Genomic DNA, 24,140 nt, shown 5'->3' with positions numbered 1-24,140 from the left:
ACGCGCATTGATCAGGACAAGGCTTCCAGCTCGGCCTGCATGCCTTCAAGCAGCTCGAGGGCTTCCATCCAGGCTTCTTCAAGCTCGGCTTCACGCACCTTCAGCTTGGCTTGATCGGCCAACAGGTCCCGCAGCTTGTCTTTGTTCGCCGCCTCGTAATTCGCACTGTCGGCCAATGCGGCTTCGACCTTGGTCAGCTTTTCATGCAACGTGCCGAGGTCGCGCTCAAGCTTGTCAGCCTCACGCTTGTGCGGTGCCAGCTGTTGACGCAAAGCAGCAGCCTGTTGGCGCTGGGCTTTCTTGTCGGTTTTATCGGCATTGACCGGCGTGTTGCTAACCGGTGCATTGCGCAGACGGTAGTCCACCAGCCAGCGCGCGTAATCTTCCAGGTCGCCATCGAAGGTCTGCACCAGCCCATCGGCCACCAACAAAAAATCGTCGGTGGTGCTTTTGAGCAAATGCCGGTCGTGGGAAACCACCAATACCGCGCCACTGAATTCCTGGAGGGCCATGGTCAAAGCCAGGCGCATTTCCAGATCCAGGTGGTTGGTCGGTTCGTCGAGCAGCAACAGGTTTGGCTTGCCCCAAGCGATCAAGGCCAACGCCAGACGCGCTTTTTCGCCGCCGGAGAAATTCAGTACCGGCTCGTCCAGACGCGGACCGCGGAAGTCGAAACCACCGAGGAAGTCGCGCAAGGTTTGCTCGCGCTCGGTCGGCGCAATACGTTGCAGGTGTAACAGCGGGCTGGCTTTGGAGTCGAGGGAGTCCAGCTGATGTTGAGCGAAGTAGCCAACGATCAGGTTTTCGCCACGCACCAATCGCCCGCTCAACGGCTCAAGCTCGCCCGCGAGGTTTTTGATCAGCGTCGATTTACCCGCCCCGTTAGGACCGAGCAAACCGATTCGCGCACCCGGCGTAAGCTGTAATTTGACCTTTTCCAGTACGGCCCTTTCGCCGTAGCCCAAACGCGCATCCGAAAGATCGAGCAGCGGGCTGGAAATTTTATCGGACTCACGGAAGGTAAAGTCGAACGGCGAATCGACGTGCGCCGCGGACAACTCTTCCATGCGCTCAAGGGCTTTGATCCGACTTTGAGCCTGACGGGCCTTGGTCGCCTGAGCCTTGAAGCGTGCAATGAATTTCTCCATGTGCGCGCGCTGCACTTGTTGCTTGTCGTAGGCTTGCTGCTGCTGGGCCAGACGCTCGGCACGGGCGCGCTCGAAGGCGCTGTAGCCCCCGCGGTAAAGAATGATTTTTTTCTGCTCGACGTGAGCGATGTGATCCACCACCGCATCAAGGAAATCCCTGTCGTGGGAGATCAGCAACAGGGTGCCGGTATAGCCCTTAAGCCAGTCTTCGAGCCAAAGAATGGCGTCGAGGTCCAAGTGGTTGGTCGGCTCATCGAGCAGCAACAGGTCCGACGGGCACATCAGCGCCTGCGCCAGGTTCAGACGCATCCGCCAGCCACCGGAGAAATCTCCGACCTGACGTTCTGTCTGTTCATTGGTAAAGCCCAGCCCGGCAAGCAACTTTCGCGCTCGTGCATCGGCAGTGTAGCCGTCGGCACTGTCCAGCTCGGCATGCAAGCGCGCTTGGGCGGCGCCATCATGCGCGGCTTCGGCGGCTGCCAGATCGCTCTGTACCTGGCGCAGGCGCAAGTCGCCGTCCAGAACATAGTCCACGGCCAGGCGATCGAGCGTGTCGACCTCCTGGCGCATGTGAGCAATGCGCCAATCGGCAGGCACAAGGCAATCGCCGCCGTCCGGGGTCAGTTCACCCCGCAGCAAAGCGAACAGGCTCGATTTGCCGGCGCCATTGGCGCCGATCAGGCCGGCTTTATGGCCGGGGTGCAGGGTCAGCTCAGCGTCTTCTAGCAGACGTTGCGGGCCACGCTGTAAAGTCAGGTTTTGAAGTCGAATCATAATGGCGGCGGAGTCTACCAGCTTCGTCCGAAACAAGTAGATGACTATGCCTTCTGATCTGTGGAGTTTCACCCTCATTCTTTATACCCGCCCGGGTGTGGAAAAGGCATGCCTGCGCCTGCAAGCCAGCGGGGCCAACGTCTGCACCCTGCTGTGTGGTGCCTGGCTGGGGCAACGTGGAGTGGCTTGCACCGCCGACCGTTTGCGGGAAATCAGACAATTGGCCACGCCCTGGCACGATGAAGTGGTGCAACCACTCAGGGCATTACGCATCCGTTGGCGAGCAGCGGCGGTCAATGACGTCGAGTGGGGGAAGTTGCGCGAGCAGGTAAAGGGGCTGGAACTGGAGGCCGAGCGCGAATTGCTTTCGCGGCTTGAAGCACTGACGCAGGACTGGTCAGCAGGGACAACGAAGGATCTGATGGCGTGGCTGGAAGGTCTTGCTGGCGACGCTGCCCCCCAGAACCTCGACGCGCTGCACGTGCTGCGCGTCGAGGCGAACCAGCCTTAGGAAGCGCTGACAGGTGTGACGTTGCCAGTAGCTGGCGCTGCTGCAGGGGCAACGGCAGTCGGCGTGGTCGACGCTGACGGCGTTGCAGGTTTTGCAACAGGCTTGGCGGCTGGTTTCACTGCAGCAGGCTTGGCAACCACTTTGGCGGGAGCCCTGGCAGCTGGCGCTTTAGCCAGAGCAGGTTTGGCTGCCGGCTTGGCGGCGACCGCTTTAACAGGTGCCTTGACCGCAGGTTTGACGACCGGCTTGGCAGCAGGTTTAGCAGCGGTTGCAGCAACCGTTTTTTTCGCGGCAGGTTTGGCGGCAGCTTTTACGGCTGGCTTGGCGGCTACGACGGGCGCTTTAACAGCGGGTTTGGCAGGCGCCTTGACCGGAGCTTTTGCTGCCGCTTTTACAGGAGCCTTCGCGGCGGCTGTTTTAGCCGGAGCTTTGGCGGCTGCAGGTGCAGAGGCTTTTACGGCTACCGGTTTTGCATCACGCAGGCTCAAGGTTTTACCCACGGCCTCTTTGACACGACCAATGCCCTGAGCCAGCTTCAGGCTCTCTTGAGCATCGCGCTTGAGCTGCAGAATGTAAGTGCGGGTTTCGGACTGACGAGATTTCAGCGCATCGAGCAGCTCTTCAAGTTCAGACACACCCTGCTTGGCTTTGGCTTGCGCCTTGGCTTTACCGGCGGTAGCGGCATCCTGCAGTTTGATACGGGATTTGTGCAGTTTTTCTTGAGCTTTACCGCGTTGCTTTTCCAATTTGGCGAGCAATTTTTCAGCATCAGCCATCGCTTGGGAACAAGCAGTTTCAAGATGTTCGAGCAGGCTGCTCGAGAGCTGTTGGAGCAAATGCAATGGGGTGTTTACTGGCTTCTTTTGGGCCGACATGACTGACCTCCTGGCTGGCTTGATTGCGGCTCATACTAGACCTCTGCCTGCACCGCCGCTAGGCCATGTTGACAGTAACAATGGCCGTGCGGTTCACGACGGGATGAAAGTTGGTAGAGGAGCGTGTGACAACCTCATGAAATTCCTTTCATACCGAGCAACACCTTAGCGATTGCACTGGCATAATTGCCCTCTTCCCAGGCTGGAGAGCACCATGTCGCGTTACGTATTAATGTCTCTGTTTCTCTTGCTACCACTCGCTCACGCTGCTGAAACTGCCACCCCTGCCAATGACCATGACCTGGCCTACAGTCTGGGCGCGAGCCTTGGCGAGCGCCTGCGCCAGGAGGTTCCGAACCTGCAGCTTCCGGCACTGATCGAAGGACTGCAGCGGGCCTATGAAGGCAAGCCGCTCGCGCTTAAAGATGAACGCATTGAACAGATACTCAGAGACCATGATGCCTCCATGGCGCAGGCAGAAGACAGTCCGCCACCAGAGCCGCAAAGCGAAATTGCGATGAGTTCCGAGCAACGCTTCCTGGACAGCGAAAAAGCCAAGCCGGGCGTTCGTGTCTTGGAGGACGGGATTCTGCTGACAGAGCTGACACCTGGCAACGGTCCAAAACCGACGACTTCGGACCGAGTGCAAGTGCGCTATGTAGGTCGGTTGCCGGATGGGACCATCTTCGATCAAAACAGCCAACCGCAATGGTTCCGCCTTGATAGCGTGATTGCTGGCTGGACCAGCGCATTGCAAGGCATGCCGGTAGGTGCGAAATGGCGGCTGGTCATTCCTTCCGCGCAAGCCTATGGCGCAGAGGGCGCCGGGGATCTGATTGATCCTTACACGCCGCTGGTGTTCGATATTGAGCTATTGGGTGTCGCTCCGTAAGAGCGGGGTATCAGAAACCGGGGCGCAGGGCGCGCGCCCGGTAATGTCGAGACTTCAGGCTTGGGCCACGTCTTTTATTTCATGGGATGTGTGCAGCACTTCGATCAGGCAGTCTTCGAGTTCGAAGCGTTCATGCAGTAGACCGCCCAGCTTCTTGAGCTCAACGGCAACGACTTCGCCATCGGTACAATCGCCTTTGTCGCAGCGATCATTGAACGCCAACGCCACTTCAGTGATGACATCCAGGCGCGGATAAATCTTTTCGGCCAACTCAAGGCCACGCTCATCGCCGAAGGCCTTGGCCTCATTGGTCAGCTGTTCGTAGACCTCGAAATGCCCCGCTGAAACGTAATCGACCAGAATTTCGCAGAATTTCTGCAATGATACGCGGTCATCCGCCAACGCCTCGGGCGTCCCGCCGAGAGCACCGTAGGCTCGAACCAGCTCGTGACGCTCCTGCAACCAGCGATCGATCAGCAGATTGACCCCGCCCCAACGCTCCTGAGCATTCTGACAACTTTCCAACATGATGATCTCTCTTCCCTTCAGGGTCATGCTGCTCTGTACCCGCCTCCAGACGTTCTAATAAATCTCGATGACAGAGACGGGTCTGATAAAGCCAGGTAGGCAGCATATTTCCAATGACGCGTGCGGCCAAGATTATGCCCGCACGCCAACCCCATCAAGGTACGCAGGAGATAAAGTTCATACAAGCGTTTAATATTTACCCGTATTTCAGGCTTCCTGTGCATCGTTCGCGCCGACGCCGACGCGCTGAAACAACGGGTAAGCCGCAAAAAAAATCATGCCGGCGAACGCCAAAAGGCTCCATTCGGCAACGCTCATACCCAGCAGCGACCAATGGATTTCAGTACAGCCGGCGGCGCATTCAAATGCCTGCGCAAGGAACAGGGGCATCGCCTCCTGCGAAGCGTTCTGCGCTTGCAGGCAGGCCGCCACGTCGCCCCGAAGCGGGCTTTGCAGTAAGACCTGGCTCCCCGCCGCCACCGCCCCCGAAAGGGCGCAGAGCAAGGCGATAAACGAGTACATCCGCCAACCGGCCTTATCAGGCGAATGTACAACCGCGACCAGGCAGACGACACCGAAAGTGATCAAAAAGGCGCGCTGCAGGATACACAGCGAGCAGGGCCGAAGCCCTACGCCATACTCCAGATATAACGCTACGCAAGTGACAAACACACTGGCAATAAATGCCAAGAGGAACAGAGAACGCGAGCGGGCCAGGTGCATGGCTAATCCGTAACAGAGTGCGAGGGCCATTACGGTAGAGGAAAGCGCATAACCCTTTCAAGGCGAGGGCATAGCGATACTTCTGCAATGATGTAGGCATGTGCCGACGCAGTTGAACGGAATAAATACCGCTCTCTGCAAGATCATTCCTGCGCCCTACTGGGCGGCAGGACGCCTCCTACAAAATGGGGCGGACACACCCAACCAGCCTAGGCCCGACCCACTGCCGGAAGCGGACGAGCCAGCAAACGCTCGTCAAGCATGCCCAAACCTTCTTGAAACAGCTGATTACTGCGCTCGGTCTCCCCCAGTTGCGCCAACAAGCGAGCCAGTTCGGCGCAAGCCTCTGGGTTACGCTGCTGGCCGAGACTGCTTTCCAGATAGTCCCGCGCCTTGCCCCACAGACTGCTTTGCAGGCACAGACGACCCAGCGTCAATAACAGGCTTGGATCATTAGGGTGACTTTTGAGCCAACCTTCAGCTGTTTGCAGTTGTCGCGCGGGATCGCGGCCCCGCAACAATCCGTAAAGACGGGCCAGATGACTGTTGTAGTCGCGTTTGAGTGCTGTACGCAGCACCTCTTCCGCCTCGGCATCGGCGCCCAGTTGGCGTAATTGCTCGGCATAGGCCAAGACCAGCGGCGGCTCCTGACGTTGTGCCGACGTGAGCTGTTGCCAGGCTTTGTTGAGCGACTGCAGACCCGCTTCGCCTTCCTCCCCGCGTTGCGCTGCAAGGGAGAGATTCTCACCCCAGGCACGGCGCTCAAGCTCCGCCAGCTCAGACGGCGGCAGCACTTTGTCCTTGCGCAGCTCGGGCATCAGTCGAATCAGTGCCGACCAATCCCCTCGCTGCTGATACAAACGCTGTAACTGGCGCAACACCTGGGCGTTATGCGGATGGCGGTCATGCATCGCTTGCAAGGTCACCAGTGCACCCTCGATGTCACTACGATCCTGCTGCAACTGCGCATGACTCAACGCAATCGCCAGCTCGGCTTGCGGCTGGCGCTCCAGCGCTCTCTCAAGCAGGTTGTCACAGTCCTCGTAACGGCCCAGTTCATTTGCCGCGCGTGCAGCGCCCAGGTAATACAACAGCGGCTGACGCTCAGCTTCGGCGGCACGCTGGAGGTGGCGCTGGGCACTGGCCCAACGGCCCTCGGCGAGGTCCATCTGACCTTGCTCGATCGCCAGTTGCACACGACGGCTGCGGTTATACCGCGACCACGGATTGACCACCCCACCCGATGCTGTCAGCAGATTGAACAAAGCCCGCAGCAGGAAAACCACCAGCCAGATCACCACCAGCAGCGCCAGCGTTGCCCACAGGCTCGATTCGTAACGGAAGTTTTGGTACGCGATCAACACGTAGCCTGAGTGCTCGGAGATAGCCACGCCAATCAACGCCGCGACAACAATCACCCCGAACAGGATCAGGTAGGCACGCTTCATGGACGGGCCTCCTGCTTGGCAGGTGCGGCAGGCTGCTCGACAGACGCATGACGACGCTCAAGGTAAGCCTGCACGGCGCTCAGGCTTTGCGCTAGATCGGGTGTCATCACCGATACCGGCTGAGTAATCAGGGCTTGAATGCGCTCGTCCAGGAACTTGCTTTGCGGGTTGTCCTGATTGAAATTACCGAGCAGCACACTGCGCGCTTCAGTCAGGGCCTGGGTATACACCTGCGGCTCGCCATTGAGGGCTGCCCACTGAGCTTGCTCCAGCGCCAGGGTCAAGGCCAGTCGAACCTGTGTCAGGCTCTGTCCTGCCAACAGTGGACGAATGTTCTTGTCCGCATTGAAGTCAATACGAATGTAGTGCGAGATTTTATCCCACCACTGCACCCAACGACTGGAGGTGTCACTGTCGGAGGTCAATCCCAGCAACGACCCGCCCTTGTCTTCATATTCGGGCGCCAACGCATTGAGCTGTGCGGCCTGATCACGCAAGGCCGCCAATTGCAGAAACAGGCCGGTGCGATCAGGTTGCTCCACGCTGCGCAACGCAGCCAGGCTTTTAGCCAACTGCTCGCGTGCGGCAAAGGAACCCGGGTCATCCTGTTCGCGAAGGATTTCATCCGCACCCTGCACCAGCGCCTGAGCACTGTTGATGTCTTGCAGCGCCGACAAGCGCAAACTCGCCAGACGTACCAGATGCTCGGCCTCGGCCAGTCGCCAGTCTTTTCGGCTGGCACCCAGCACGGTTTCCAGGCGCTGGCTCAGGCGCTGCTGATCGCCCTGAAGCTGGGCGACCAGCCGCCGACGATTTTCCAGTTCATCCGCTGCAGGCAACTGTGCAAGACGCATCGCCAACTGGAGCTCGTTCTCTTTGAGCGTCTGAGTCTGCGCGCCAATATCCTGCAATTGCCCCGACTGTTGCTGATGGCCCGCCAGCAGAATGCGCACCTGCCAGACACCCCACCCACCAGCAGCAACACCCGCAGCCCCCAGCAGTAACGCTAAAATCACCAAGCTATTGCCACGGCGCTTTGAAGGCTCGGTCGACATTGGCGCAGGCGCTTCAAGCCGCGGTTCAAGATTCTCTTTAGGCAAGACTGTTTCGCTCACGTATCCATCCTTTGCATTAGGGCGCAGTCACATCAATGACGACTCTATTCTGAAAGAGTTCGCCTTTGCTACGTCTAGAGGGCGGGCCCGGGGTGTTCCCGTAACGCCGCCAGCAAAGCCGCGGCATTAGCGCCACGACAATCAACAACTGTCCGGGCCCCGGCGGCATGCGCCAACTCGGCAACCCGGGGGCTCGGTACGAACAGCGGTAACCGGGCCACATCAGGCCAGGCATTGCCCGCCAATTCACGCAGGTGTTCAAACCCCTGCCCACTGCTGACCACCAGGCCGTTCAAGCGTTCCGCTGCGATGCGTCGTGGCAACTCCGAAACTGCATAATGCGGCAGATTACGTCGGTACAACGGCAGATAGTCGACACTAGCACCTAGATCGCGTAACCGCTCGGCCAGCAACTCCCGGCCACCTTCCCCACGCAGAATCAATACGCGCGCTCCCGGCAGCGCCAGCGCTTGCTGCAACTGCGGCAGCGCAAGCAAGGCTTCGCTGTCGTCGGCGCGCGCGGGATAAGTGACGTCCAGGCCATAGTCTTCAAGAATCTGCGCGGTCGCCGCGCCAACGCTGAACCATTGCTGTATCGGCGGTTGCGGCCAGAGCTCGTCGATCAACGCCAAACCCAGACGTGCGGCCGGCTTGCTGACCACGATCACCACGCGGTAAAGGTCCAGATCGAAAATGATCGAGCGCTGCGCCGGCGTAATCGCCAGCGGCTCGATGTCCAGCAACGGCAGGCTACTGCTATAAATGCCGGCCTCGGCCAGCACTGTCGCCAGCGCTGCCGATTCCTGCGCAGGACGGGTCAACAGCAGGCGCCAACCGGTCACTCTTCGCCTGCCTCGCCATACACCGCTTGCAGAATGGCTTGCGCGCCCTGGGCCAGCAACGCTTCAGCGACCTGCACACCCAGTGCCTGAGCCTCGGATTGCGGGCCTCGGGCTTCAGCGTTGAGCAGCAGACCTCCCGCAGGGTCGCCCACCAAACCACGCAACCAGACCTGCCCGCCTTCAAGTACGGCGTAACAGGCAATAGGAACCTGGCAACCGCCATTCAGGTGTTTGTTCAAGGCGCGCTCGGCGGTAACCCGCACAGCCGTGTCGGCATGATGCAGCGGTGCGAGCAAGGCATGAATTTCAGTGTCCGCGCTACGGCATTCGATGCCAACCGCACCCTGGCCACCAGCGGGCAAGCTGTCGTTGACGCTGATTGCCGAGGTGATGCGGTTTTCGAAACCAAGACGAATCAAACCGGCGGCGGCAAGGATGATCGCGTCGTACTCGCCGGCATCCAGTTTCGCCAGTCGGGTATTGACGTTACCCCGCAAGAAACGGATTTCCAGATCAGGTCGACGCGACAGTAATTGGGCCTGGCGACGCAGGCTCGACGTGCCGACGATGCTGCCCGCAGGCAACTGATCCAGGCTGGAGAACGTGTTGGACACAAAAGCGTCGCGTGGGTCTTCACGCTCGCAGATGCAGAACAAGCCAAGGCTTGGGGGGAAGTCCATGGGCACGTCTTTCATCGAGTGCACCGCGATGTCGGCTTCATGCTCAAGCAGGGCCGTTTCCAGCTCTTTGACGAACAAACCCTTGCCGCCAATTTTGGACAACGGCGAGTCGAGCAGTTTGTCGCCACGACTGACCATGGGCACCAGCGTCACGACCAGCCCTGGATGAAACTGCTCCAGACGGGCTTTAACGTATTCGGCCTGCCACAGGGCCAACGCACTTTTGCGGGTAGCAATGCGGATTTCGCGAGAGGACATGGGTAAATCCGTACTTGATAGATTTGACGGATAATAACAGCTCAGCCATTACCTCAGTAGGAGCGCGCTTGCCCGCGATGGCATCTGCAGGATCAACATTTAGGCACTCAACAAACCGCTACGGCCGGCAAGCGCACTCCTGCAAGGGCTTGCCCGCGCCGTTTTACAACTGTTGCATCATCTTGCGCACTCCGGCCACATGCCGACGGCTGACGATCAACGCATCACCATTGAGGCCCTTGAGAAACAGCTGGAAATGGCCCAAAGGCGTACGTTGCAAGCGCTCGATGCGATCACGGGCGACCAGTGCATTACGGTGGATACGCACGAAACGATCACCGAACTCATCTTCCAACGCCTTGAGTGGCTCGTCCAGCAGCACCTCGCCGCCTTCATGGCGCAGGGTCACGTACTTATGATCCGCGATGAAATAAATCACTTGGTTGAGCGGAATCAGTTCAATGCCTTTGCGGGTTCGCGCACTGATATGGCTCCGCGGGCCAGTGCCGCTTTCGGCTGCTGGCCGGGTCAATGCCGCCAGCTGCACCCGATTGGGTCGTTCGGCTTTTTTCAAAGCTTCGAGCAAATACTCGGCACGCACCGGTTTGACCAGATAACCCAAGGCGCTAACCTTAAAGGCATCCAGGGCAAACTCGTCATGGGCGGTGCAAAACACCACCGCGGGCGGCGTCTCGCGCTCGCACAATCGAGCGGCGACTTGCAGACCATCCAGGCCGGGCATACGGATATCGAGTAACACGACATCAGGCTTGAGACTGTCGATCAACGCCAAGGCTTCTTCACCATTGGTGGCGCTGGGTTCGAGGACCCGATAGCCCTCGAGTTCGCTGACCAGGCGGCTTAGTCGCTCGCGGGCCAGGGGTTCGTCATCAACGATCAGGACATTCATATTGCTTTGGCTTCCTGCGTAAGTCTCGCACAAGGATAGCGTAGACAGGTGAAGTGACGACCGTCACGGCGCTCCACGCTCAGACTGGCGCGGGGACCAAAAAGTGCCGCAATGCGTGCACCAATGTTTACCAGCGCCTGATGAGTACCGTTAGAAGTCTGCCTTTTGGCGACTTCGTCATAGGGATTGCTGACACACAATATGAACTCTCCCTTTTTATAGGTTGCTTCAACCCTTACTACGCCGCCTTCGACCCGAGGAGCAATCCCGTAGATCAAGGCGTTTTCAAGCAGTGGTTGTAAGGTTAGCTGTGGAATCGGCAAGTCGTCTGGAATTGCACTCACTGCCCACTCCAACTGTAGACGTTCGCCAAGACGATATTGCTCAATTGATAAATAACGTTTCGCCAACTCCAGCTCATCATGCCATGTCACCAAACTCCCCGGCTTGGCAAGACTGGCACGAAACAGGTCGGAAAGATCCAGCACCGCGTGCTCGGCCTTGACCGGATCGCTGGCCACCAGACTAGCAATACTGTTGAGCGTATTGAACAGAAAGTGCGGGCGAATGCGCGCCTGAAGCGATTCGATCCTGGCCCCCAATTCGGCCTGTTGCTGTTTGCGCCACTGACTCTGCAGATAAAAGTAACGCAGCATCAACGCAGACATAATCAAGGCAATCAACGAATACCGTAGATAACGCTCGACCATTGCGCCAACTGAAGCCGATCCATCCAGCTCACAATAGTCGGTCACCGCCGTGCACAGCAGGGTCAAGCCAACCACCAGCACGCAACACAAAAGACCTGCGACACCCGCACGCAGGCGCGCCAGCCAAGGCCGAAGCCCGCACAGCAAGGCTGCCGAGAGCAGCACGATCCATTGTACAAACAGCGAAATCAACGCCAGTCGCACCCAATCGAACATCGGGTACATGGGCTCGACCAACACCAGCACCATCACTAATAGTTCGGCCAGCACCACAAGCACCAATAATGCCTGAGGCAGGCACAGTTCGGGCAAGAAGAACTCTTTGCCGGGCGCTGGCGCTGCACCCGGGTTCAAACGGTTATTTCGCATTGGACCAGTCTCTGCGTCACGGGACCCAGCGGCAAGCCGGTCAAGGATAAAATAACAGCAACCCTGTTATTATCGCTGCGCCCATTTCAAAATCGGCCACGCCATATTTTTTTAAACAGCAGCCTGCAGACTAACGAGCGAACCCATGAGCACCGACAAGACCAATCAGTCCTGGGGCGGCCGCTTCAGTGAACCCGTCGACGCGTTCGTCGCCCGCTTCACCGCCTCCGTCACCTTCGATCAACGCCTCTATCGCCACGACATCCTGGGCTCCATCGCCCACGCGACCATGTTGGCCCACGTCGGCGTGTTGACCGACGCCGAGCGCGACACCATCATCGACGGCCTGAAAACCATTCAGTCCGAGATCGAAGCCGGCAATTTTGACTGGCGTATCGACCTGGAAGATGTGCACATGAACATCGAAGCGCGTCTGACCGACCGCATCGGTATCACCGGCAAAAAACTGCACACCGGACGTAGCCGTAACGACCAGGTCGCGACCGATATCCGCCTGTGGTTGCGCGACGAAATCGATGTGATCCTGGCCGAAATCACCCGCCTGCAAGAAGGTCTTCTGGGGCAAGCCGAGCGTGAAGCCGAGACCATCATGCCCGGCTTCACCCACCTGCAAACCGCACAGCCGGTGACCTTCGGCCACCATATGCTGGCCTGGTTCGAAATGCTCAGCCGTGACTACGAGCGTCTGGTCGACTGCCGCAAGCGCCTCAATCGCTTGCCATTGGGCAGCGCGGCGCTGGCCGGCACCACCTACCCGATTGATCGCGAACTGACCTGCACGCTGCTGGGCTTCGATGCTGTCGGCGGCAACTCGCTGGACAGCGTCTCCGATCGTGACTTCGCCATCGAGTTCTGCGCTGCGGCCAGCGTGGCGATGATGCACCTGTCGCGCTTCTCGGAAGAGTTGGTGCTGTGGACCAGCGCGCAGTTCCAATTCATTGATCTGCCTGATCGCTTCTGCACCGGCAGCTCGATCATGCCGCAAAAGAAAAACCCCGATGTGCCTGAACTGGTGCGCGGCAAAAGCGGCCGGGTCTTTGGTGCATTGATGGGCCTGCTGACTTTGATGAAGGGCCAGCCACTGGCCTACAACAAGGACAACCAGGAAGACAAGGAACCCTTGTTCGACGCCGCCGACACCCTGCGCGACTCACTGCGTGCGTTTGCCGACATGATCCCGGCGATCAAACCCAAGCACGCGATAATGCGTGAAGCGGCTTTGCGTGGCTTCTCCACCGCTACCGACCTTGCGGACTACCTGGTCCGTCGCGGCCTGCCGTTCCGTGATTGCCACGAAATCGTTGGGCATGCGGTGAAATACGGCGTGGAAAGCGGCAAGGACCTGGCCGAGATGAGCCTGGAAGAACTGCGCCGGTTCAGCGACCAGATCGATCAGGACGTGTTCGCGGTGCTGACCCTCGAAGGCTCGGTCAACGCCCGCAACCACATCGGCGGCACGGCTCCCGCCCAGGTCAAAGCGGCCGTGGTGCGTGGCAAGGCGCTGCTGGCAACCCGCTAAAATAAAAGCCTGCAGGAGCGCGGAGTTGCAAGCGCGCTCCTACACAGCCTTCTTTTTTCAGGAACATTTATGACCGATCAAATTGACAACAACGACGATGACGAAGAATTCGCTGAATCGACCCTGACTCAGGCCATCGAAAACCAGATCGAAAGCGACAATCCACCCGCTGCCAAAGCCACGTTCAACAAACTCACCCTGGTGGGTTACGAGCGTGCAGAAATCCTCCAGCTTATGGCCCACGTGCTGGCGGTTGAAATTGATGCGTTGCTTGAAGAGGACCGTCCTTTCAATACTGAGTGGTACGAACAGGCACTTCGCGCCCTGCCAGAGCTGCCGCCCGAAGCCAAATGACGACCGGCCAGAGATACATAGGCAAAAAAGCTACAGCCTGACTACACTGCAAAGGCCCCGCTGCCGCATAACCTCCGGGGCTGTCACGCCAAGCCGGCTTTATGGGTCCTCAAGAGCTCAATAAGCGCAGAACAGCTCGTTCCTGTGCCTTGACTCGAGACACTCCACAGACCTGCTGCCGCGTATTACTGGAAATGTCTGGAGTGCCTATGTCGTATACCCCTGATTTGGTTGCCGAACTGGAAATCCTCGCACTGTTCAATCTGGGCAATACCCTTGAGGGCCTGAAAGTCCATCACGTAGCCGCTCCCGCCGCGATTGCAGCAGTACAGCGACTCTTCGAAAAAGGGCTGATCACCCAACCCGATGGCGGTTATCTGACCAGTCTAGGGCTCGAAGCTGCCGAGCATACCCAATCGCTGTTGACCATCCTGAATGTAACCGAAACGGCCTGAAACGCTGCCTGGCTCGCGGGAGGTTTGGTTCTCCCTCATAACCAATTCGCGAGCCCTTCCTCATGCTCTTCATTTTCCCCGAAGTGCACTCGTTCAAATTTTGACGTCAAAATAAATAATCAGCTTAAAAGTACCTGATCACAGGCTGTAAACTGCTCATCGCCCTGAGCCCTCCTTTCGAGCCTCGCCCGCCGGTTATTTGCGATGACGCGTACGTATGAAATTCGTCCCGACCTGGATGAGGGGATCGACCGCAAGGTCCTCAACCAGTTGCGCGCCCGCTTTCTGACCCTCAACGATGGGCGGCTCGGCCGTGCAATGGAAGGTCTGTCAACCCGGCAACAGGCCGTGTTGACGCTGCTGCCGCTGTTCTTTCACGTCAATCACCCGCTGCTACCCGGTTACGTTTCCGGCAGCACGCCTGCCGGGGTGACGAGCTATGAACCTGATACCCTGGCACTGGCCGAAGCCCAACGACTGACCCGATCGTTCTCCTACAAGCCGCGCCACGGCAATCCGCCGCAGCCGATCCACGGCCTGTTCCTGATGGGCAGCCTTGGCACGTTGGCCCAGGCCGAGCAAAGCGACATGGATGTCTGGGTCTGTCACGACTCCGAGCTGGGCGAGGACGCGCTCACCGAACTGCGCAAAAAATGCCAGGCACTGGAAGCGTGGGCAGCGACCCAGGGCGCTGAAGCACACTTCTTTCTGATCGATCCAAAACGCTTCACCCTCGGTGAGCGCGACGCCCAACTCAGCTCGGAAGATTGCGGCACCACCCAGCACTATCTGCTGCTGGACGAGTTCTATCGCACCGCGATCTGGCTGGCAGGCCGCACACCCTTATGGTGGCTGGTGCCGGTCTACGACGAACAGCGGTACAGCGAGTACGTCCACACGCTGCTGTCCAAGCGCTTCATCCGGGCCGAAGAGATGCTCGACCTCGGTCATATGGCGCACATTCCACCTGGGGAGTTCATTGGCGCAGGCCTGTGGCAACTGTTTAAAGGCATTGAGTCGCCTTACAAGTCGGTGCTCAAACTGTTGCTGATCGAGGTCTATGCCAGCGAACATCCGCACGGGCAGTGTCTGAGTTTGCGCTTCAAACAGGCGGTCTTCGCCAACAAGCTCGACCTCGACGAGCTGGACCCGTACATGGTTGTGTACCGACGCATAGAAGAGTACCTCAACGCCCGGAACGAACCGGAGCGTCTGGAACTGGTGCGGCGCAGCCTGTATTTGAAGGTCAACAAAAAGCTCACCGGCTCCGCACGCCAGCGTACCTCCCGTTGGCAGCACGTGCTGCTGGAGCGACTGGCCAAGGAATGGGGCTGGGACGAACGCCACCTGGCGCTGCTCGACAGTCGCAGCCAGTGGAAAGTCCGACAGGTCACCACTGAACGCCGCGCGCTGGTCAACGAGCTCAATTACAGCTACCGGTTTCTCACTCAGTTTGCCCGCACGCAACGGGCGGTCAGCGTGATCAACAAGCGCGACCTGAACGTGCTCGGCCGTCGTTTGTATGCCGCCTTCGAGCGCAAGGCCGGCAAGGTCGAGTTCATCAATCCGGGCATCGCCCCGGACCTGGCCGAAGACACACTGACACTGGTGCATTCGCCCAATCGCCGCGAGCCGGGAAAAACCCAGTGGGGCTTGTTTAACGGCAGCCTTGGCGCGCAGGAATGGGAGCATTTTTCACCGATCAAGCGCAGCCGGGAACTGCTTGAACTGCTGGTCTGGTGCCATCGCAACAACGTGATCGACACCACCACGCGCCTGGCGCTGCACCCAGGCAGCAGTGATTTGACCGAATTTGAGTTATTCAACCTGATCGGCAGCCTGCAGCAGGCCATAGAAATGCCCCTCGCCAGTGTCAGCGAAGAATCGCTGTTGCGCCCCAGCGTGCCCAGCGAAGTGCTGTTACTGATCAACGTCGGCATCGATCCGCTCAAACATCACCGGGACCTGAATATCCTGATGACCACCGAACGCACCGACTCGCTGAGCTATGCCGGCGTTCGGGAAAATCTGGTGCTGACCCTCGACCAGATCACCCTCAACAGCTGGAATGAAATACTGGTCAGCCGTTACGACGGGCCCCATGCGCTACTCGACTGCCTGAGCGAATTCCTCAGCAACCTGCCCGAAGGCCCGGAGCAACCGCATGTGCGCGTGCGCTGCTTCTGCCATAACCGCGCGACAGCCATTGCCCAGCGGGTCGAAGAGTTGGTCCACACCGCCCAATTGCTGCTCACCCGACGCCTCAATCACCGTTACCTGATCCAGGTTCAGCAGCACTACCACGTATTGGAAATGGTGCCCGGACACGTCAATCACGTGGCATTGCCCAGCTTGCCAGCGCTGCTTGATTACTTGAGCGAGGAGTTACCGAGCTACAGCCCGTTGCACCTGGACACGAACGCACTGGATGAGCATGACCTGACGCTGATCCTGCCCCATGGCCAGCCGGAATGCATTCAGGTGTTTTACCGGATCAACGAACCCCACGCAGACCTCTATGTGCTCGATGAGCACAACGCGTTATGGCATCAGCGTTTGCCGTACCACGATGAATCAAGCCTGCTGGTGCCGCTGCAACGCTTCTTCCAGTCGCTGGTGTATCGACGTGGCGCCCTGCTGCCGCTGGACAATCCGCTGAAGCCGTCCTCGCTGGAAACCCTGTACTACCAGGTGCTGCCCACCGGCGCAGGCCGCGCCCGGCGAGTAGAGCCCCGCGTGACGCCCGCCATCCCACTCGAAAAGCCGTTCTATGACGTGCAGGCAATCATTGACGAAGCGGCGCCAGGACAGGTGAATGTCACCTTGTACTGCAACCACCGAGAGTTTTCCGAACTGGAATATGGTGAGCAGTTATTCGCCGTGGTCGCCCAACAGATTCTCGAACAACGCAGCGAAACCGAGCGCTATCGCTGCTACATCACCGACCTTGATCTGTCCGGTTTACTGGGCGATGTATGCGGGCAAAGCATTCTGTTTCTACGCTACAAAGCGGATCTGGAAAGAGCGCTGAATAGCGCAATGGATGCAGCCTGAGCTGCGACCGCAGGGCAGGCACTCTACGTGTAGACGCGCGCTTGCCCGCGATCAGGGGCCTTACTGGTTGTACTCACCCGCCGCTTCCGGCTGATATTCCACTTCCAGCAACGTCAGCTTCAGCGTCTTGCCGCCGGGCGCGGGCCAGTCGATGTGTTGACCAACCTGCAAGCCCAGCAGTGCACAGCCGACCGGCGCCAGCACCGACACCGTGCCTTCGGCGCCTGCATCTTGCGGGTAGACCAGCGTCAGGTGGTAATCCTTGCCACTGCTTTCTTCGCGGCAATGCACACGTGAGTTCATGGTCACGACACCGGCAGGCACTTCTTCGTGACCGACCACTTGTTCGGCGCGATCCAACTCGGCTTGAAGCGCTTCAATGCCCGGCGTGCCCTCATCCAGGCTGTCGAGGAGACGCTCAAGACGTTGCACGTCGAGTCGGGTGAGGATGATTGAAGGTGCGGTGCTCATGATCCTGACAGGCTCCTTTTATTCTGCCTGATAAAAGCAAAACCCCGCCGATTCGGGCGGGGTTTTGACGGGCCTCAAGCAAATGAGGCATGCCCGGACACTATCACAGCCTAATAAATACACAAGCCGGCGAGGTTTAGCGGACAGCCACTCACGTTCGAGTGAGGCCTAGCCTGCGCTGCTCGGCCTCCGCGCAAATCTGCCGGCGCCGGTGATCATCAGCCGAGCGCCATTCGCGAATAGCTTCGACTGGACGCCAGCAACCCAGGCAAACCTTTTGCTCATCGAGCCGGCACACGCTGATGCAGGGCGACGGCACTGCCGGGCTGACATTGCTGAACAAGGGTTTCGCCGGTTTGACCGGCGCGGAAGCGGTGCTGTCGGCCACTGTCAGATCTCGTCGAACTCAAGTTCGACGCCGGCCTGATCCAGAGTGATGCGTGCGAGCATTTCGCTGAGCAACTCATCACTGGAGTCGCACACCCAACGCTTCTCCTCTTCGTCGTAGTCGAAATGGAAACCACCGGAACGCGCGGCCAGCCATAGCTGACGCAACGGTTCCTGGCGGCTGAAAATAAGCTGGGTCCCATTTTCAAACTTCACGCTCAGCACGCCGGCCGAGTTTTCCAGGTCCAGATCCAGATCGCTCTCATCGAAAATATCCTCCAGCGCTTGCTGGGTGGCATCGACCAAATCGTGAAAGCGGGCTTCAGTCAAACTCATTACGGGAACCTCAAAAAAGTGTCTACCGGTGACGCAGCGCCGCAAGATACGGTCGCATTCGGACAAATGCAAAGCATACCCGCCCAACAGCAGGCGGCAATGTCGATAATGCATCATCGCGCCGGGACAAATCATCAGGGCCTTGCCCGGAGCCCCGCCGGACGGGTAGGCGGCCGCATAGGCAAGGCGCTGGGTGGCCGGTATACTCGTGCGCAATTAATGCTTTTACAAAGGATTTCGCCATGAAGCGCCTGATCTCTTCCCTTGCTGCGCTCCTCGCGGTCGCTTGCCTCGTCTCTGCCTGTGGTCAGAAAGGGCCGCTGTACCTGCCCGACGACAGCAAATCCCCTGAAGACCAAGCAAAATCATCGCAATCGCAATCGCATAAGCACTCTACTTACTAGGGAACACCCATGGACGCCTTCAACTACCGCGACGGTGAACTGTTCGCGGAGGCTGTAGCGTTGTCTGCCATTGCCGAGCGTTTCGGCACGCCGACCTACGTCTACTCCCGCGCGCACATCGAAGCGCAATACCGTGCCTATGCCGATGCACTGGACGGTATGCCGCACCTTGTGTGCTTTGCGGTAAAAGCCAACTCCAACCTGGCTGTACTCAATGTCCTGGCGCGTTTAGGCGCTGGTTTCGACATCGTGTCCCGGGGTGAGCTGGAACGCGTGCTGGCCGCTGGCGGCGAACCCGGAAAAATCGTGTTCTCCGGCGTCGGCAAGACTCGCGAAGACATGCGTCGCGCCCTGGAAGTCGGCGTGCACTGCTTCAACGTCGAATCAACCGACGAGCTGGAGCGCCTGCAAGTGGTGGCCGCAGAGCTGGGCGTACGCGCGCCGATCTCCCTGCGCGTCAACCCGGATGTCGATGCGGGCACCCACCCGTACATCTCCACCGGGCTCAAAGAAAACAAGTTCGGCATCGCCATCGCCGACGCCGAAGACGTGTACATCCGAGCCGCGCAACTGCCGAACCTGGATATAGTCGGCGTCGATTGCCATATCGGCTCGCAACTGACCAGCCTGCCGCCGTTCCTTGATGCACTGGATCGCTTGCTGGCGCTGGTCGATCGCCTTGGCGATTGCGGCATTCACTTGCGCCATCTGGATCTTGGCGGCGGTTTGGGCGTGCGTTATCGCGACGAAGAACCCCCGCTGGCCAGCGACTACATCAAGGCTGTGCGTGAGCGTCTTGACGGTCGTGACCTGGCACTGGTGTTCGAGCCCGGTCGCTTCATCGTAGCCAATGCCGGCGTGCTCCTGACCCAGGTTGAATACCTCAAGCACACCGAACACAAAGATTTCGCCATCGTCGATGCGGCGATGAACGACCTGATTCGTCCAGCGTTGTATCAGGCCTGGATGGACGTGAGCGCCGTTCGCCCACGCGACGGCCAGCCACGCACTTACGACATCGTCGGACCGATCTGCGAAACCGGTGACTTCCTGGCCAAGGAGCGCCAACTGGTGCTGGCCGAGGGTGATTTGCTGGCGGTGCATTCGGCTGGGGCTTATGGTTTCGTCATGAGTTCCAACTACAACACCCGCGGCCGCGCCGCCGAAGTATTGGTCGATGGCGCCGAAGCGTTCGAAGTGCGCCGCCGCGAGACTGTGGCAGAGCTGTTTGCTGGCGAAAGCCTGCTGCCGGAGTAACCCCATGCTGCTGCGTTTTACCAAGATGCATGGTTTGGGCAACGACTTCATGGTTCTGGACCTGGTCAGCCAGCACGCGCACATTTTGCCCAAGCACGCCAAACAATGGGGTGATCGCCACACCGGGATCGGCTTCGACCAACTGCTGCTGGTCGAAGCGCCGAGCAACCCGGAGGTCGATTTCCGTTACCGGATTTTCAATTCCGACGGCTCCGAGGTCGAGCAGTGCGGCAACGGCGCGCGCTGCTTTGCCCGCTTCGTGCTGGACAAACGCCTGACCACCAAGCGCCAGATTCGCGTGGAAACCAAAAGCGGCATCATCGAACTGGACATACGCAGCGACGGCCAGATCAGCGTCAACATGGGCCCTCCACGCCTGATTCCAGAAGAGATTCCGTTTCAGGCCGACGAACAGGCGCCGAGCTATCCCGTCGAAGTCGATGGCCAAATCATTGAGCTTGCCGCAGTATCGATGGGCAATCCACACGCAGTTTTGCGTGTCGAAGACATCAATAATGCGCCCGTGCATGAGCTTGGGCCGAAGCTGGAGCATCACCCGCGCTTCCCGGCCCGGGTCAATGTCGGCTTCTTGCATGTGGTTGATCGCCAACGCGCGCAACTGCGCGTCTGGGAGCGTGGTGCAGGGGAAACCCAGGCCTGCGGTACCGGCGCTTGCGCGGCGGCGGTGGCTGCCATCAGTCAGGGCTGGATGGATTCGCCCCTGTTGATCGACCTGCCTGGCGGGCGCTTGTCCATTGAGTGGGAAGGCCCAGGCCATCCCGTGATGATGACGGGTCCTGCAGTGCGGGTTTACGAAGGACAGGTTCGTCTATGAGTGAGCAAATCCGATGACCGATCAGCCTCAGATTTCAGCCGAAAAGCCCAGCGAAGCACCTGCCGACAACGCAGCGCCAGCCCTTGAGGCGGAGGCTATCGCCGCTTACTTGCGTCATCACCCGGAGTTCTTTGTTGAACACGAAGAGCTCCTGCCAGCCTTGCGCATCCCGCACCAGCGCGGCGATACCGTATCGCTGGTCGAGCGCCAGCTCAAACTGTTGCGCGACCGCAATATCGAGATGCGCCACCGCCTTTCGCAACTGATGGACGTGGCGCGCGACAATGATCGACTGTTCGACAAGACCCGTCGCCTGATCCTCGCGTTGATGGACGCCAGTAGCCTGGAAGAAGTGGTCATCGCCGTGGAAGACAGCCTCCGCGAAGAGTTTCAGGTGCCCTTCGTCAGCCTCATTCTGTTCAGCGACAACCCCATGCCCGTAGGCCGCTGGGTCAGCAGTGCCGACGCGCAGAAAGCCATCGGTGGCCTGATCTCGGGCGACAAGACTGTCTGCGGCGCACTGCGCGAGCACGAGCTGACCTTTTTGTTCGGCCGCGAACAAGGCGAACAAATCGGCTCAACCGCCGTCGTTGCCCTGATTCATCAAGGCCTGCATGGCGTTCTGGCCATCGGCAGCCGCGATCCGCAGTACTACAAAAGCTCCGTCGGCACGCTGTTTCTCAGCTATATCGCAGAAGTATTGGGCCGGGTGTTGCCGCGCTTCACCCAGTCACTACGCTCGGTTCGCTGACCATGGAAAGTCAACTTGACGCTTACTGCACGCACCTGCGCAGTGAGCGCCAAGTGTCCTCCCATACCTTGGAAGCCTACCGCCGTGACCTGGGCAAAGTCCTCGCGTTTTGCGAAAAACAGCAGCTAAGCAGTTGGTCGGCGCTGGATATTCAGCACCTGCGCAGCCTGATCGCCCGTCTGCATCAGCAAGGCCAGTCTTCGCGCAGCCTGGCGCGCCTGTTGTCAGCGGTTCGCGGCCTATACCGTTACTTGAACCGCGAAGGCCTGTGCGATCACGATCCAGCCAACGGTTTGTCGCCACCCAAGGGCGAGCGCCGCCTGCCGAAGACCCTTGATGCCGATCGCGCCCTGCAATTGCTCGACGGCGCGGTCGAGGACGACTTTCTGGCTCGTCGCGATCAAGCGATCCTGGAACTGTTCTACTCGTCGGGCCTGCGCCTGTCGGAACTGACCGGGCTCAATCTCGAACAACTCGATTTGAGTGACGGATTGATTCAAGTACTCGGCAAAGGCAGCAAGACCCGCGTTTTGCCAGTGGGCAAGAAGGCTCGTGAAGCCCTGGAAATATGGTTGCCGTTGCGCGCACTGGCCAATCCGGAGGACGATGCGGTATTCATCGGCCAGCAAGGGCGTCGCCTGGGTCCCCGGGCAATTCAGCTACGCGTGAAAGCGGCGGGCGAACGCGAACTGGGGCAAAATCTGCATCCACACATGCTTCGCCATTCGTTTGCCAGCCACTTGCTCGAGTCTTCACAGGATCTACGCGCGGTGCAGGAACTGCTCGGCCACGCCGACATCACCACCACGCAGATCTATACGCATCTGGACTTCCAGCATCTGGCCACGGTTTACGACAGCGCCCATCCCAGGGCCAAACGCAGCAAGGGCACCGATCATGATTAAACTGATTACCTTCGACCTCGATGACACCCTGTGGGACACCGCGCCGGTGATTGTCAGCGCCGAAGCCGTGCTGCGTGACTGGCTGGCCGAACACGCGCCGAATCTCGGCCCGGTGCCGGTGGAGCATCTGTGGGCCATACGCGCACGACTGGTCGAGGCCGACCCCACGCTCAAGCACCGAATCAGCGCGCTGCGTCGACGCGTGCTGTTTCATGCGCTGGAGGATGCTGGCTACGCACATGCCCACGCGCAGGAATTGGCCGACAAAAGCTTCGAAGTCTTCCTGCACGCACGGCATCAAATCGAGATATTCCCCGAGGCTCAGCCGACGCTGGAAATTCTCGCCAAAACCTACACCCTGGGGGTTGTGACTAACGGCAATGCCGACATCCGCCGCCTGGGGTTGGCTGATTATTTCGCGTTCGCCCTGTGTGCCGAAGAGCTGGGCATCGGCAAACCCGACCCGGCCCCGTTCCTTGAAGCGCTGAAGCGCGGCAAGGTCGATGCCAGCGCAGCCGTGCACATCGGCGACCACCCCGGCGACGATATCGCAGGGGCGCAGCAGGTTGGGTTTCGCGCCATCTGGTTCAATCCCACAGGCAAAGCTTGGGAAGCCGACAGGCAGCCTGACGCCGAGATTCAAAGCCTGATGCAATTGCCGGAATTGTTGGCGAGTTGGGGCTGAGAGCAATTTTCAGACAAGAAAAAGCCCGCGGCGACAGCGGGCTTTTTTTTGTTCGATAAACGACCGTTTAGATAGGTCGGCTACCGTACTTGTTGTCAGGCTTCTTCGGCGGATCGGCAACGACGTTGGGCTCCACCTCGACAACCTTGCCGCCTTTGGAGAGGAACTCTTCCATCGCACGGGCCAGAGCGTCGCGCTCTTTGTTCTTGGCTTCTACGCTCGGCAGTTCATCCACCGAGACAGCGGCCTTGGCTTTACCCTTGGTGGGAGTGACCGAGGCTTCGATGCTGTCATCAGCGTCGGCGCCATCGTCTTCGGCAGCAGCAGCGAGCTCCTCACCGTCCTCTTCACCTTCCAGATCGTCTACCATTTCATCGTTGTCATCGTCGCTCATGTTCTACCTCATGACTTGCGAAAGCAGATTAGTTATAGCCCAGCTACGCCCACTGTCGAAGGCTGCCGGAAAAAAATCAACGACCGCTGAAAATCAGTGGTCATGCCTCATCACCGTACAAGGTGGCGAGGACTCTGCGAGCACCGCTAACGTCACGATGCTCACCCAGATAAACACCTTGCCAGGTGCCCAGCGCCAATCGCCCCGCCGTGACCGGCAAACTCAACTGGCAGCCAAGCAAACTGGCCTTGAAGTGCGCCGGCAGGTCATCGGGGCCTTCGTCGTCATGTTCATATACGTCCATACCCTGGGGCACCAGACGATTGAAAAAACGCTCGAAATCACGACGCACAGCCGGGTCGGCATTCTCGTTGATGGTCAACGAGGCCGAGGTATGCTGTAGCCACAGATGCAATAGACCGATCCGACAAGTGCGCAGCTCAGGCAGGCCTGCCAGTATCTCGTCGGTTACCAGATGAAACCCGCGAGGCTTTGCTCGCAGAGTAATCAGCGTCTGTTGCCACATACA

General features: G+C 59.1%; 27 protein-coding genes. 12 read left to right on the top strand and 15 right to left on the bottom strand.

Going from position 1 to position 24,140, the window contains the following annotated elements; translation table 11 throughout:
- Nucleotides 1-11 precede the first annotated feature (11 nt).
- Nucleotides 12-1,922 (bottom strand): ATP-binding cassette domain-containing protein, encoded by a 1,911-nt coding sequence (locus tag ACVBEG_RS25265; RefSeq protein ID WP_322176956.1) that lies wholly within the window; start codon nt 1,920-1,922, stop codon nt 12-14.
- A gap of 46 nt (nt 1,923-1,968) precedes the next feature.
- On the opposite strand from ACVBEG_RS25265, the gene ACVBEG_RS25260 reads away from it, so the two are divergent.
- Complete coding sequence (locus ACVBEG_RS25260; RefSeq protein WP_322176957.1) at nt 1,969-2,433, top strand: TIGR02444 family protein; 465 nt, start codon at nt 1,969-1,971, stop codon at nt 2,431-2,433.
- Here ACVBEG_RS25260 and ACVBEG_RS25255 read toward each other — a convergent pair.
- Nucleotides 2,430-3,308: an AlgP family protein gene (locus tag ACVBEG_RS25255; RefSeq protein WP_330200916.1), complete on the bottom strand. Its 879-nt coding sequence runs from the start codon at nt 3,306-3,308 to the stop codon at nt 2,430-2,432. The genes ACVBEG_RS25260 and ACVBEG_RS25255 overlap by 4 nt on opposite strands.
- Nucleotides 3,309-3,522: 214 nt before the next feature.
- Here ACVBEG_RS25255 and ACVBEG_RS25250 point away from each other — a divergent pair, with 214 nt between their 5' ends.
- On the top strand, nt 3,523-4,200 hold the full coding sequence (locus tag ACVBEG_RS25250; RefSeq protein ID WP_322176959.1) for an FKBP-type peptidyl-prolyl cis-trans isomerase: 678 nt from the start codon (nt 3,523-3,525) through the stop codon (nt 4,198-4,200).
- Between the two features lie 54 nt (nt 4,201-4,254).
- On the opposite strand, the gene rsd is transcribed toward ACVBEG_RS25250, so the two are convergent.
- From rsd to ACVBEG_RS25210, 8 genes are all read right to left on the bottom strand, one after another.
- Nucleotides 4,255-4,728: a sigma D regulator gene (gene rsd, locus ACVBEG_RS25245; RefSeq protein WP_322176960.1), complete on the bottom strand. Its 474-nt coding sequence runs from the start codon at nt 4,726-4,728 to the stop codon at nt 4,255-4,257.
- 207 nt (nt 4,729-4,935) lie between these two features.
- Nucleotides 4,936-5,451: a disulfide bond formation protein B gene (locus tag ACVBEG_RS25240; protein WP_322176961.1), complete on the bottom strand. Its 516-nt coding sequence runs from the start codon at nt 5,449-5,451 to the stop codon at nt 4,936-4,938.
- A gap of 209 nt (nt 5,452-5,660) precedes the next feature.
- Entirely contained in the window at nt 5,661-6,899 is a 1,239-nt protein-coding gene (locus tag ACVBEG_RS25235) for a heme biosynthesis protein HemY (protein ID WP_322218529.1), read from the bottom strand.
- Nucleotides 6,896-7,954, bottom strand: a complete 1,059-nt coding sequence (locus tag ACVBEG_RS25230; protein ID WP_322182938.1) for a uroporphyrinogen-III C-methyltransferase — start codon at nt 7,952-7,954, stop codon at nt 6,896-6,898. Before ACVBEG_RS25230 ends, ACVBEG_RS25235 begins: the two co-directional genes overlap by 4 nt.
- Before the next feature lie 134 nt (nt 7,955-8,088).
- Nucleotides 8,089-8,856, bottom strand: a complete 768-nt coding sequence (locus tag ACVBEG_RS25225) for a uroporphyrinogen-III synthase (protein ID WP_447108397.1) — start codon at nt 8,854-8,856, stop codon at nt 8,089-8,091.
- Nucleotides 8,853-9,794, bottom strand: a complete 942-nt coding sequence (gene hemC, locus ACVBEG_RS25220; RefSeq protein ID WP_447108396.1) for a hydroxymethylbilane synthase — start codon at nt 9,792-9,794, stop codon at nt 8,853-8,855. Before hemC ends, ACVBEG_RS25225 begins: the two co-directional genes overlap by 4 nt.
- 163 nt (nt 9,795-9,957) lie before the next feature.
- Complete coding sequence (locus ACVBEG_RS25215) at nt 9,958-10,704, bottom strand: LytR/AlgR family response regulator transcription factor (protein WP_447108395.1); 747 nt, start codon at nt 10,702-10,704, stop codon at nt 9,958-9,960.
- Nucleotides 10,701-11,783, bottom strand: coding sequence for a sensor histidine kinase (locus ACVBEG_RS25210; RefSeq protein ID WP_447108394.1), 1,083 nt, complete (start codon nt 11,781-11,783; stop codon nt 10,701-10,703). Before ACVBEG_RS25210 ends, ACVBEG_RS25215 begins: the two co-directional genes overlap by 4 nt.
- A 145-nt stretch (nt 11,784-11,928) precedes the next feature.
- Here ACVBEG_RS25210 and argH point away from each other — a divergent pair, with 145 nt between their 5' ends.
- The 4 genes from argH to ACVBEG_RS25190 all read left to right on the top strand — a co-directional run bounded on the left by argH (nt 11,929) and on the right by ACVBEG_RS25190 (nt 17,186).
- Complete coding sequence (argH, locus tag ACVBEG_RS25205) at nt 11,929-13,323, top strand: argininosuccinate lyase (protein WP_322176967.1); 1,395 nt, start codon at nt 11,929-11,931, stop codon at nt 13,321-13,323.
- A gap of 69 nt (nt 13,324-13,392) precedes the next feature.
- On the top strand, nt 13,393-13,677 hold the full coding sequence (locus tag ACVBEG_RS25200) for a hypothetical protein (protein WP_322176968.1): 285 nt from the start codon (nt 13,393-13,395) through the stop codon (nt 13,675-13,677).
- 209 nt (nt 13,678-13,886) lie between these two features.
- A complete protein-coding gene (locus ACVBEG_RS25195) occupies nt 13,887-14,132 on the top strand; it encodes a TIGR02647 family protein (RefSeq protein WP_322176969.1) in 246 nt (81 codons plus the stop codon).
- A 204-nt stretch (nt 14,133-14,336) separates the two neighbouring features.
- Nucleotides 14,337-17,186, top strand: coding sequence for a class I adenylate cyclase (locus ACVBEG_RS25190; protein WP_323565860.1), 2,850 nt, complete (start codon nt 14,337-14,339; stop codon nt 17,184-17,186).
- A gap of 60 nt (nt 17,187-17,246) precedes the next feature.
- Here the strand turns inward: ACVBEG_RS25190 and rnk are convergent, their stop codons facing one another.
- The 3 genes from rnk to cyaY all read right to left on the bottom strand — a co-directional run bounded on the left by rnk (nt 17,247) and on the right by cyaY (nt 18,380).
- A complete protein-coding gene (rnk, locus tag ACVBEG_RS25185; RefSeq protein WP_322176971.1) occupies nt 17,247-17,657 on the bottom strand; it encodes a nucleoside diphosphate kinase regulator in 411 nt (136 codons plus the stop codon).
- Between the two features lie 151 nt (nt 17,658-17,808).
- A complete protein-coding gene (locus tag ACVBEG_RS25180; protein WP_322176972.1) occupies nt 17,809-18,045 on the bottom strand; it encodes a DUF1289 domain-containing protein in 237 nt (78 codons plus the stop codon).
- Nucleotides 18,046-18,047: 2 nt separating this feature from the next.
- Nucleotides 18,048-18,380, bottom strand: a complete 333-nt coding sequence (gene cyaY / locus ACVBEG_RS25175; RefSeq protein ID WP_322218542.1) for an iron donor protein CyaY — start codon at nt 18,378-18,380, stop codon at nt 18,048-18,050.
- A 242-nt stretch (nt 18,381-18,622) separates the two neighbouring features.
- Here cyaY and lptM point away from each other — a divergent pair, with 242 nt between their 5' ends.
- From lptM to ACVBEG_RS25145, 6 genes are read left to right on the top strand one after another with little or no spacing between them, the layout of a single operon-like run.
- Entirely contained in the window at nt 18,623-18,784 is a 162-nt protein-coding gene (gene lptM, locus ACVBEG_RS25170; protein WP_219063018.1) for an LPS translocon maturation chaperone LptM, read from the top strand.
- A 9-nt stretch (nt 18,785-18,793) separates the two neighbouring features.
- Nucleotides 18,794-20,041: a diaminopimelate decarboxylase gene (lysA, locus tag ACVBEG_RS25165; protein WP_322176974.1), complete on the top strand. Its 1,248-nt coding sequence runs from the start codon at nt 18,794-18,796 to the stop codon at nt 20,039-20,041.
- A 4-nt stretch (nt 20,042-20,045) separates the two neighbouring features.
- Entirely contained in the window at nt 20,046-20,876 is an 831-nt protein-coding gene (gene dapF / locus ACVBEG_RS25160) for a diaminopimelate epimerase (protein ID WP_322176975.1), read from the top strand.
- A gap of 13 nt (nt 20,877-20,889) precedes the next feature.
- Entirely contained in the window at nt 20,890-21,627 is a 738-nt protein-coding gene (locus ACVBEG_RS25155) for a DUF484 family protein (protein WP_322176976.1), read from the top strand.
- A gap of 2 nt (nt 21,628-21,629) precedes the next feature.
- Nucleotides 21,630-22,532, top strand: a complete 903-nt coding sequence (xerC, locus tag ACVBEG_RS25150) for a tyrosine recombinase XerC (RefSeq protein ID WP_322176977.1) — start codon at nt 21,630-21,632, stop codon at nt 22,530-22,532.
- Entirely contained in the window at nt 22,525-23,217 is a 693-nt protein-coding gene (locus tag ACVBEG_RS25145; RefSeq protein ID WP_322176978.1) for an HAD family hydrolase, read from the top strand. Before xerC ends, ACVBEG_RS25145 begins: the two co-directional genes overlap by 8 nt.
- Before the next feature lie 67 nt (nt 23,218-23,284).
- Here ACVBEG_RS25145 and ACVBEG_RS25140 read toward each other — a convergent pair whose 3' ends face one another.
- Both ACVBEG_RS25140 and ACVBEG_RS25135 read right to left on the bottom strand, forming a co-directional pair.
- Entirely contained in the window at nt 23,285-23,611 is a 327-nt protein-coding gene (locus ACVBEG_RS25140; protein WP_219063024.1) for a hypothetical protein, read from the bottom strand.
- Nucleotides 23,612-23,711: 100 nt separating this feature from the next.
- Complete coding sequence (locus ACVBEG_RS25135; RefSeq protein WP_322176979.1) at nt 23,712-24,137, bottom strand: secondary thiamine-phosphate synthase enzyme YjbQ; 426 nt, start codon at nt 24,135-24,137, stop codon at nt 23,712-23,714.
- Nucleotides 24,138-24,140 lie beyond the last annotated feature (3 nt).

The organism is Pseudomonas sp. GG8 (assembly GCF_052976945.1).
The sequence above is the reverse complement of the archived record's forward strand: the minus strand, read 5'-3'. Positions and strand labels throughout refer to the sequence as shown.

Excerpts from the sequence above, each read along its gene's own strand:
- ACVBEG_RS25200 (WP_322176968.1), top strand. The coding sequence starts at position 13,393 with ATGACCGATCAAATTGACAACAACGACGATGACGAAGAATTCGCTGAA.
- rnk (WP_322176971.1), bottom strand. The coding sequence starts at position 17,657 with ATGAGCACCGCACCTTCAATCATCCTCACCCGACTCGACGTGCAACGT.
- ACVBEG_RS25155 (WP_322176976.1), top strand. The coding sequence starts at position 20,890 with ATGACCGATCAGCCTCAGATTTCAGCCGAAAAGCCCAGCGAAGCACCT.
- ACVBEG_RS25255 (WP_330200916.1), bottom strand. The coding sequence starts at position 3,308 with ATGTCGGCCCAAAAGAAGCCAGTAAACACCCCATTGCATTTGCTCCAA.
- xerC (WP_322176977.1), top strand. The coding sequence starts at position 21,630 with ATGGAAAGTCAACTTGACGCTTACTGCACGCACCTGCGCAGTGAGCGC.
- lysA (WP_322176974.1), top strand. The coding sequence starts at position 18,794 with ATGGACGCCTTCAACTACCGCGACGGTGAACTGTTCGCGGAGGCTGTA.
- ACVBEG_RS25260 (WP_322176957.1), top strand. The coding sequence starts at position 1,969 with ATGCCTTCTGATCTGTGGAGTTTCACCCTCATTCTTTATACCCGCCCG.
- ACVBEG_RS25240 (WP_322176961.1), bottom strand. The coding sequence starts at position 5,451 with ATGCACCTGGCCCGCTCGCGTTCTCTGTTCCTCTTGGCATTTATTGCC.
- lptM (WP_219063018.1), top strand. The coding sequence starts at position 18,623 with ATGAAGCGCCTGATCTCTTCCCTTGCTGCGCTCCTCGCGGTCGCTTGC.
- ACVBEG_RS25190 (WP_323565860.1), top strand. The coding sequence starts at position 14,337 with ATGACGCGTACGTATGAAATTCGTCCCGACCTGGATGAGGGGATCGAC.
- ACVBEG_RS25210 (WP_447108394.1), bottom strand. The coding sequence starts at position 11,783 with ATGCGAAATAACCGTTTGAACCCGGGTGCAGCGCCAGCGCCCGGCAAA.
- ACVBEG_RS25250 (WP_322176959.1), top strand. The coding sequence starts at position 3,523 with ATGTCGCGTTACGTATTAATGTCTCTGTTTCTCTTGCTACCACTCGCT.
- ACVBEG_RS25145 (WP_322176978.1), top strand. The coding sequence starts at position 22,525 with ATGATTAAACTGATTACCTTCGACCTCGATGACACCCTGTGGGACACC.
- ACVBEG_RS25235 (WP_322218529.1), bottom strand. The coding sequence starts at position 6,899 with ATGAAGCGTGCCTACCTGATCCTGTTCGGGGTGATTGTTGTCGCGGCG.
- ACVBEG_RS25230 (WP_322182938.1), bottom strand. The coding sequence starts at position 7,954 with ATGTCGACCGAGCCTTCAAAGCGCCGTGGCAATAGCTTGGTGATTTTA.
- ACVBEG_RS25215 (WP_447108395.1), bottom strand. The coding sequence starts at position 10,704 with ATGAATGTCCTGATCGTTGATGACGAACCCCTGGCCCGCGAGCGACTA.
- hemC (WP_447108396.1), bottom strand. The coding sequence starts at position 9,794 with ATGTCCTCTCGCGAAATCCGCATTGCTACCCGCAAAAGTGCGTTGGCC.
- rsd (WP_322176960.1), bottom strand. The coding sequence starts at position 4,728 with ATGTTGGAAAGTTGTCAGAATGCTCAGGAGCGTTGGGGCGGGGTCAAT.
- cyaY (WP_322218542.1), bottom strand. The coding sequence starts at position 18,380 with ATGAGTTTGACTGAAGCCCGCTTTCACGATTTGGTCGATGCCACCCAG.
- ACVBEG_RS25195 (WP_322176969.1), top strand. The coding sequence starts at position 13,887 with ATGTCGTATACCCCTGATTTGGTTGCCGAACTGGAAATCCTCGCACTG.
- ACVBEG_RS25140 (WP_219063024.1), bottom strand. The coding sequence starts at position 23,611 with ATGAGCGACGATGACAACGATGAAATGGTAGACGATCTGGAAGGTGAA.
- argH (WP_322176967.1), top strand. The coding sequence starts at position 11,929 with ATGAGCACCGACAAGACCAATCAGTCCTGGGGCGGCCGCTTCAGTGAA.
- dapF (WP_322176975.1), top strand. The coding sequence starts at position 20,046 with ATGCTGCTGCGTTTTACCAAGATGCATGGTTTGGGCAACGACTTCATG.
- ACVBEG_RS25265 (WP_322176956.1), bottom strand. The coding sequence starts at position 1,922 with ATGATTCGACTTCAAAACCTGACTTTACAGCGTGGCCCGCAACGTCTG.
- ACVBEG_RS25135 (WP_322176979.1), bottom strand. The coding sequence starts at position 24,137 with ATGTGGCAACAGACGCTGATTACTCTGCGAGCAAAGCCTCGCGGGTTT.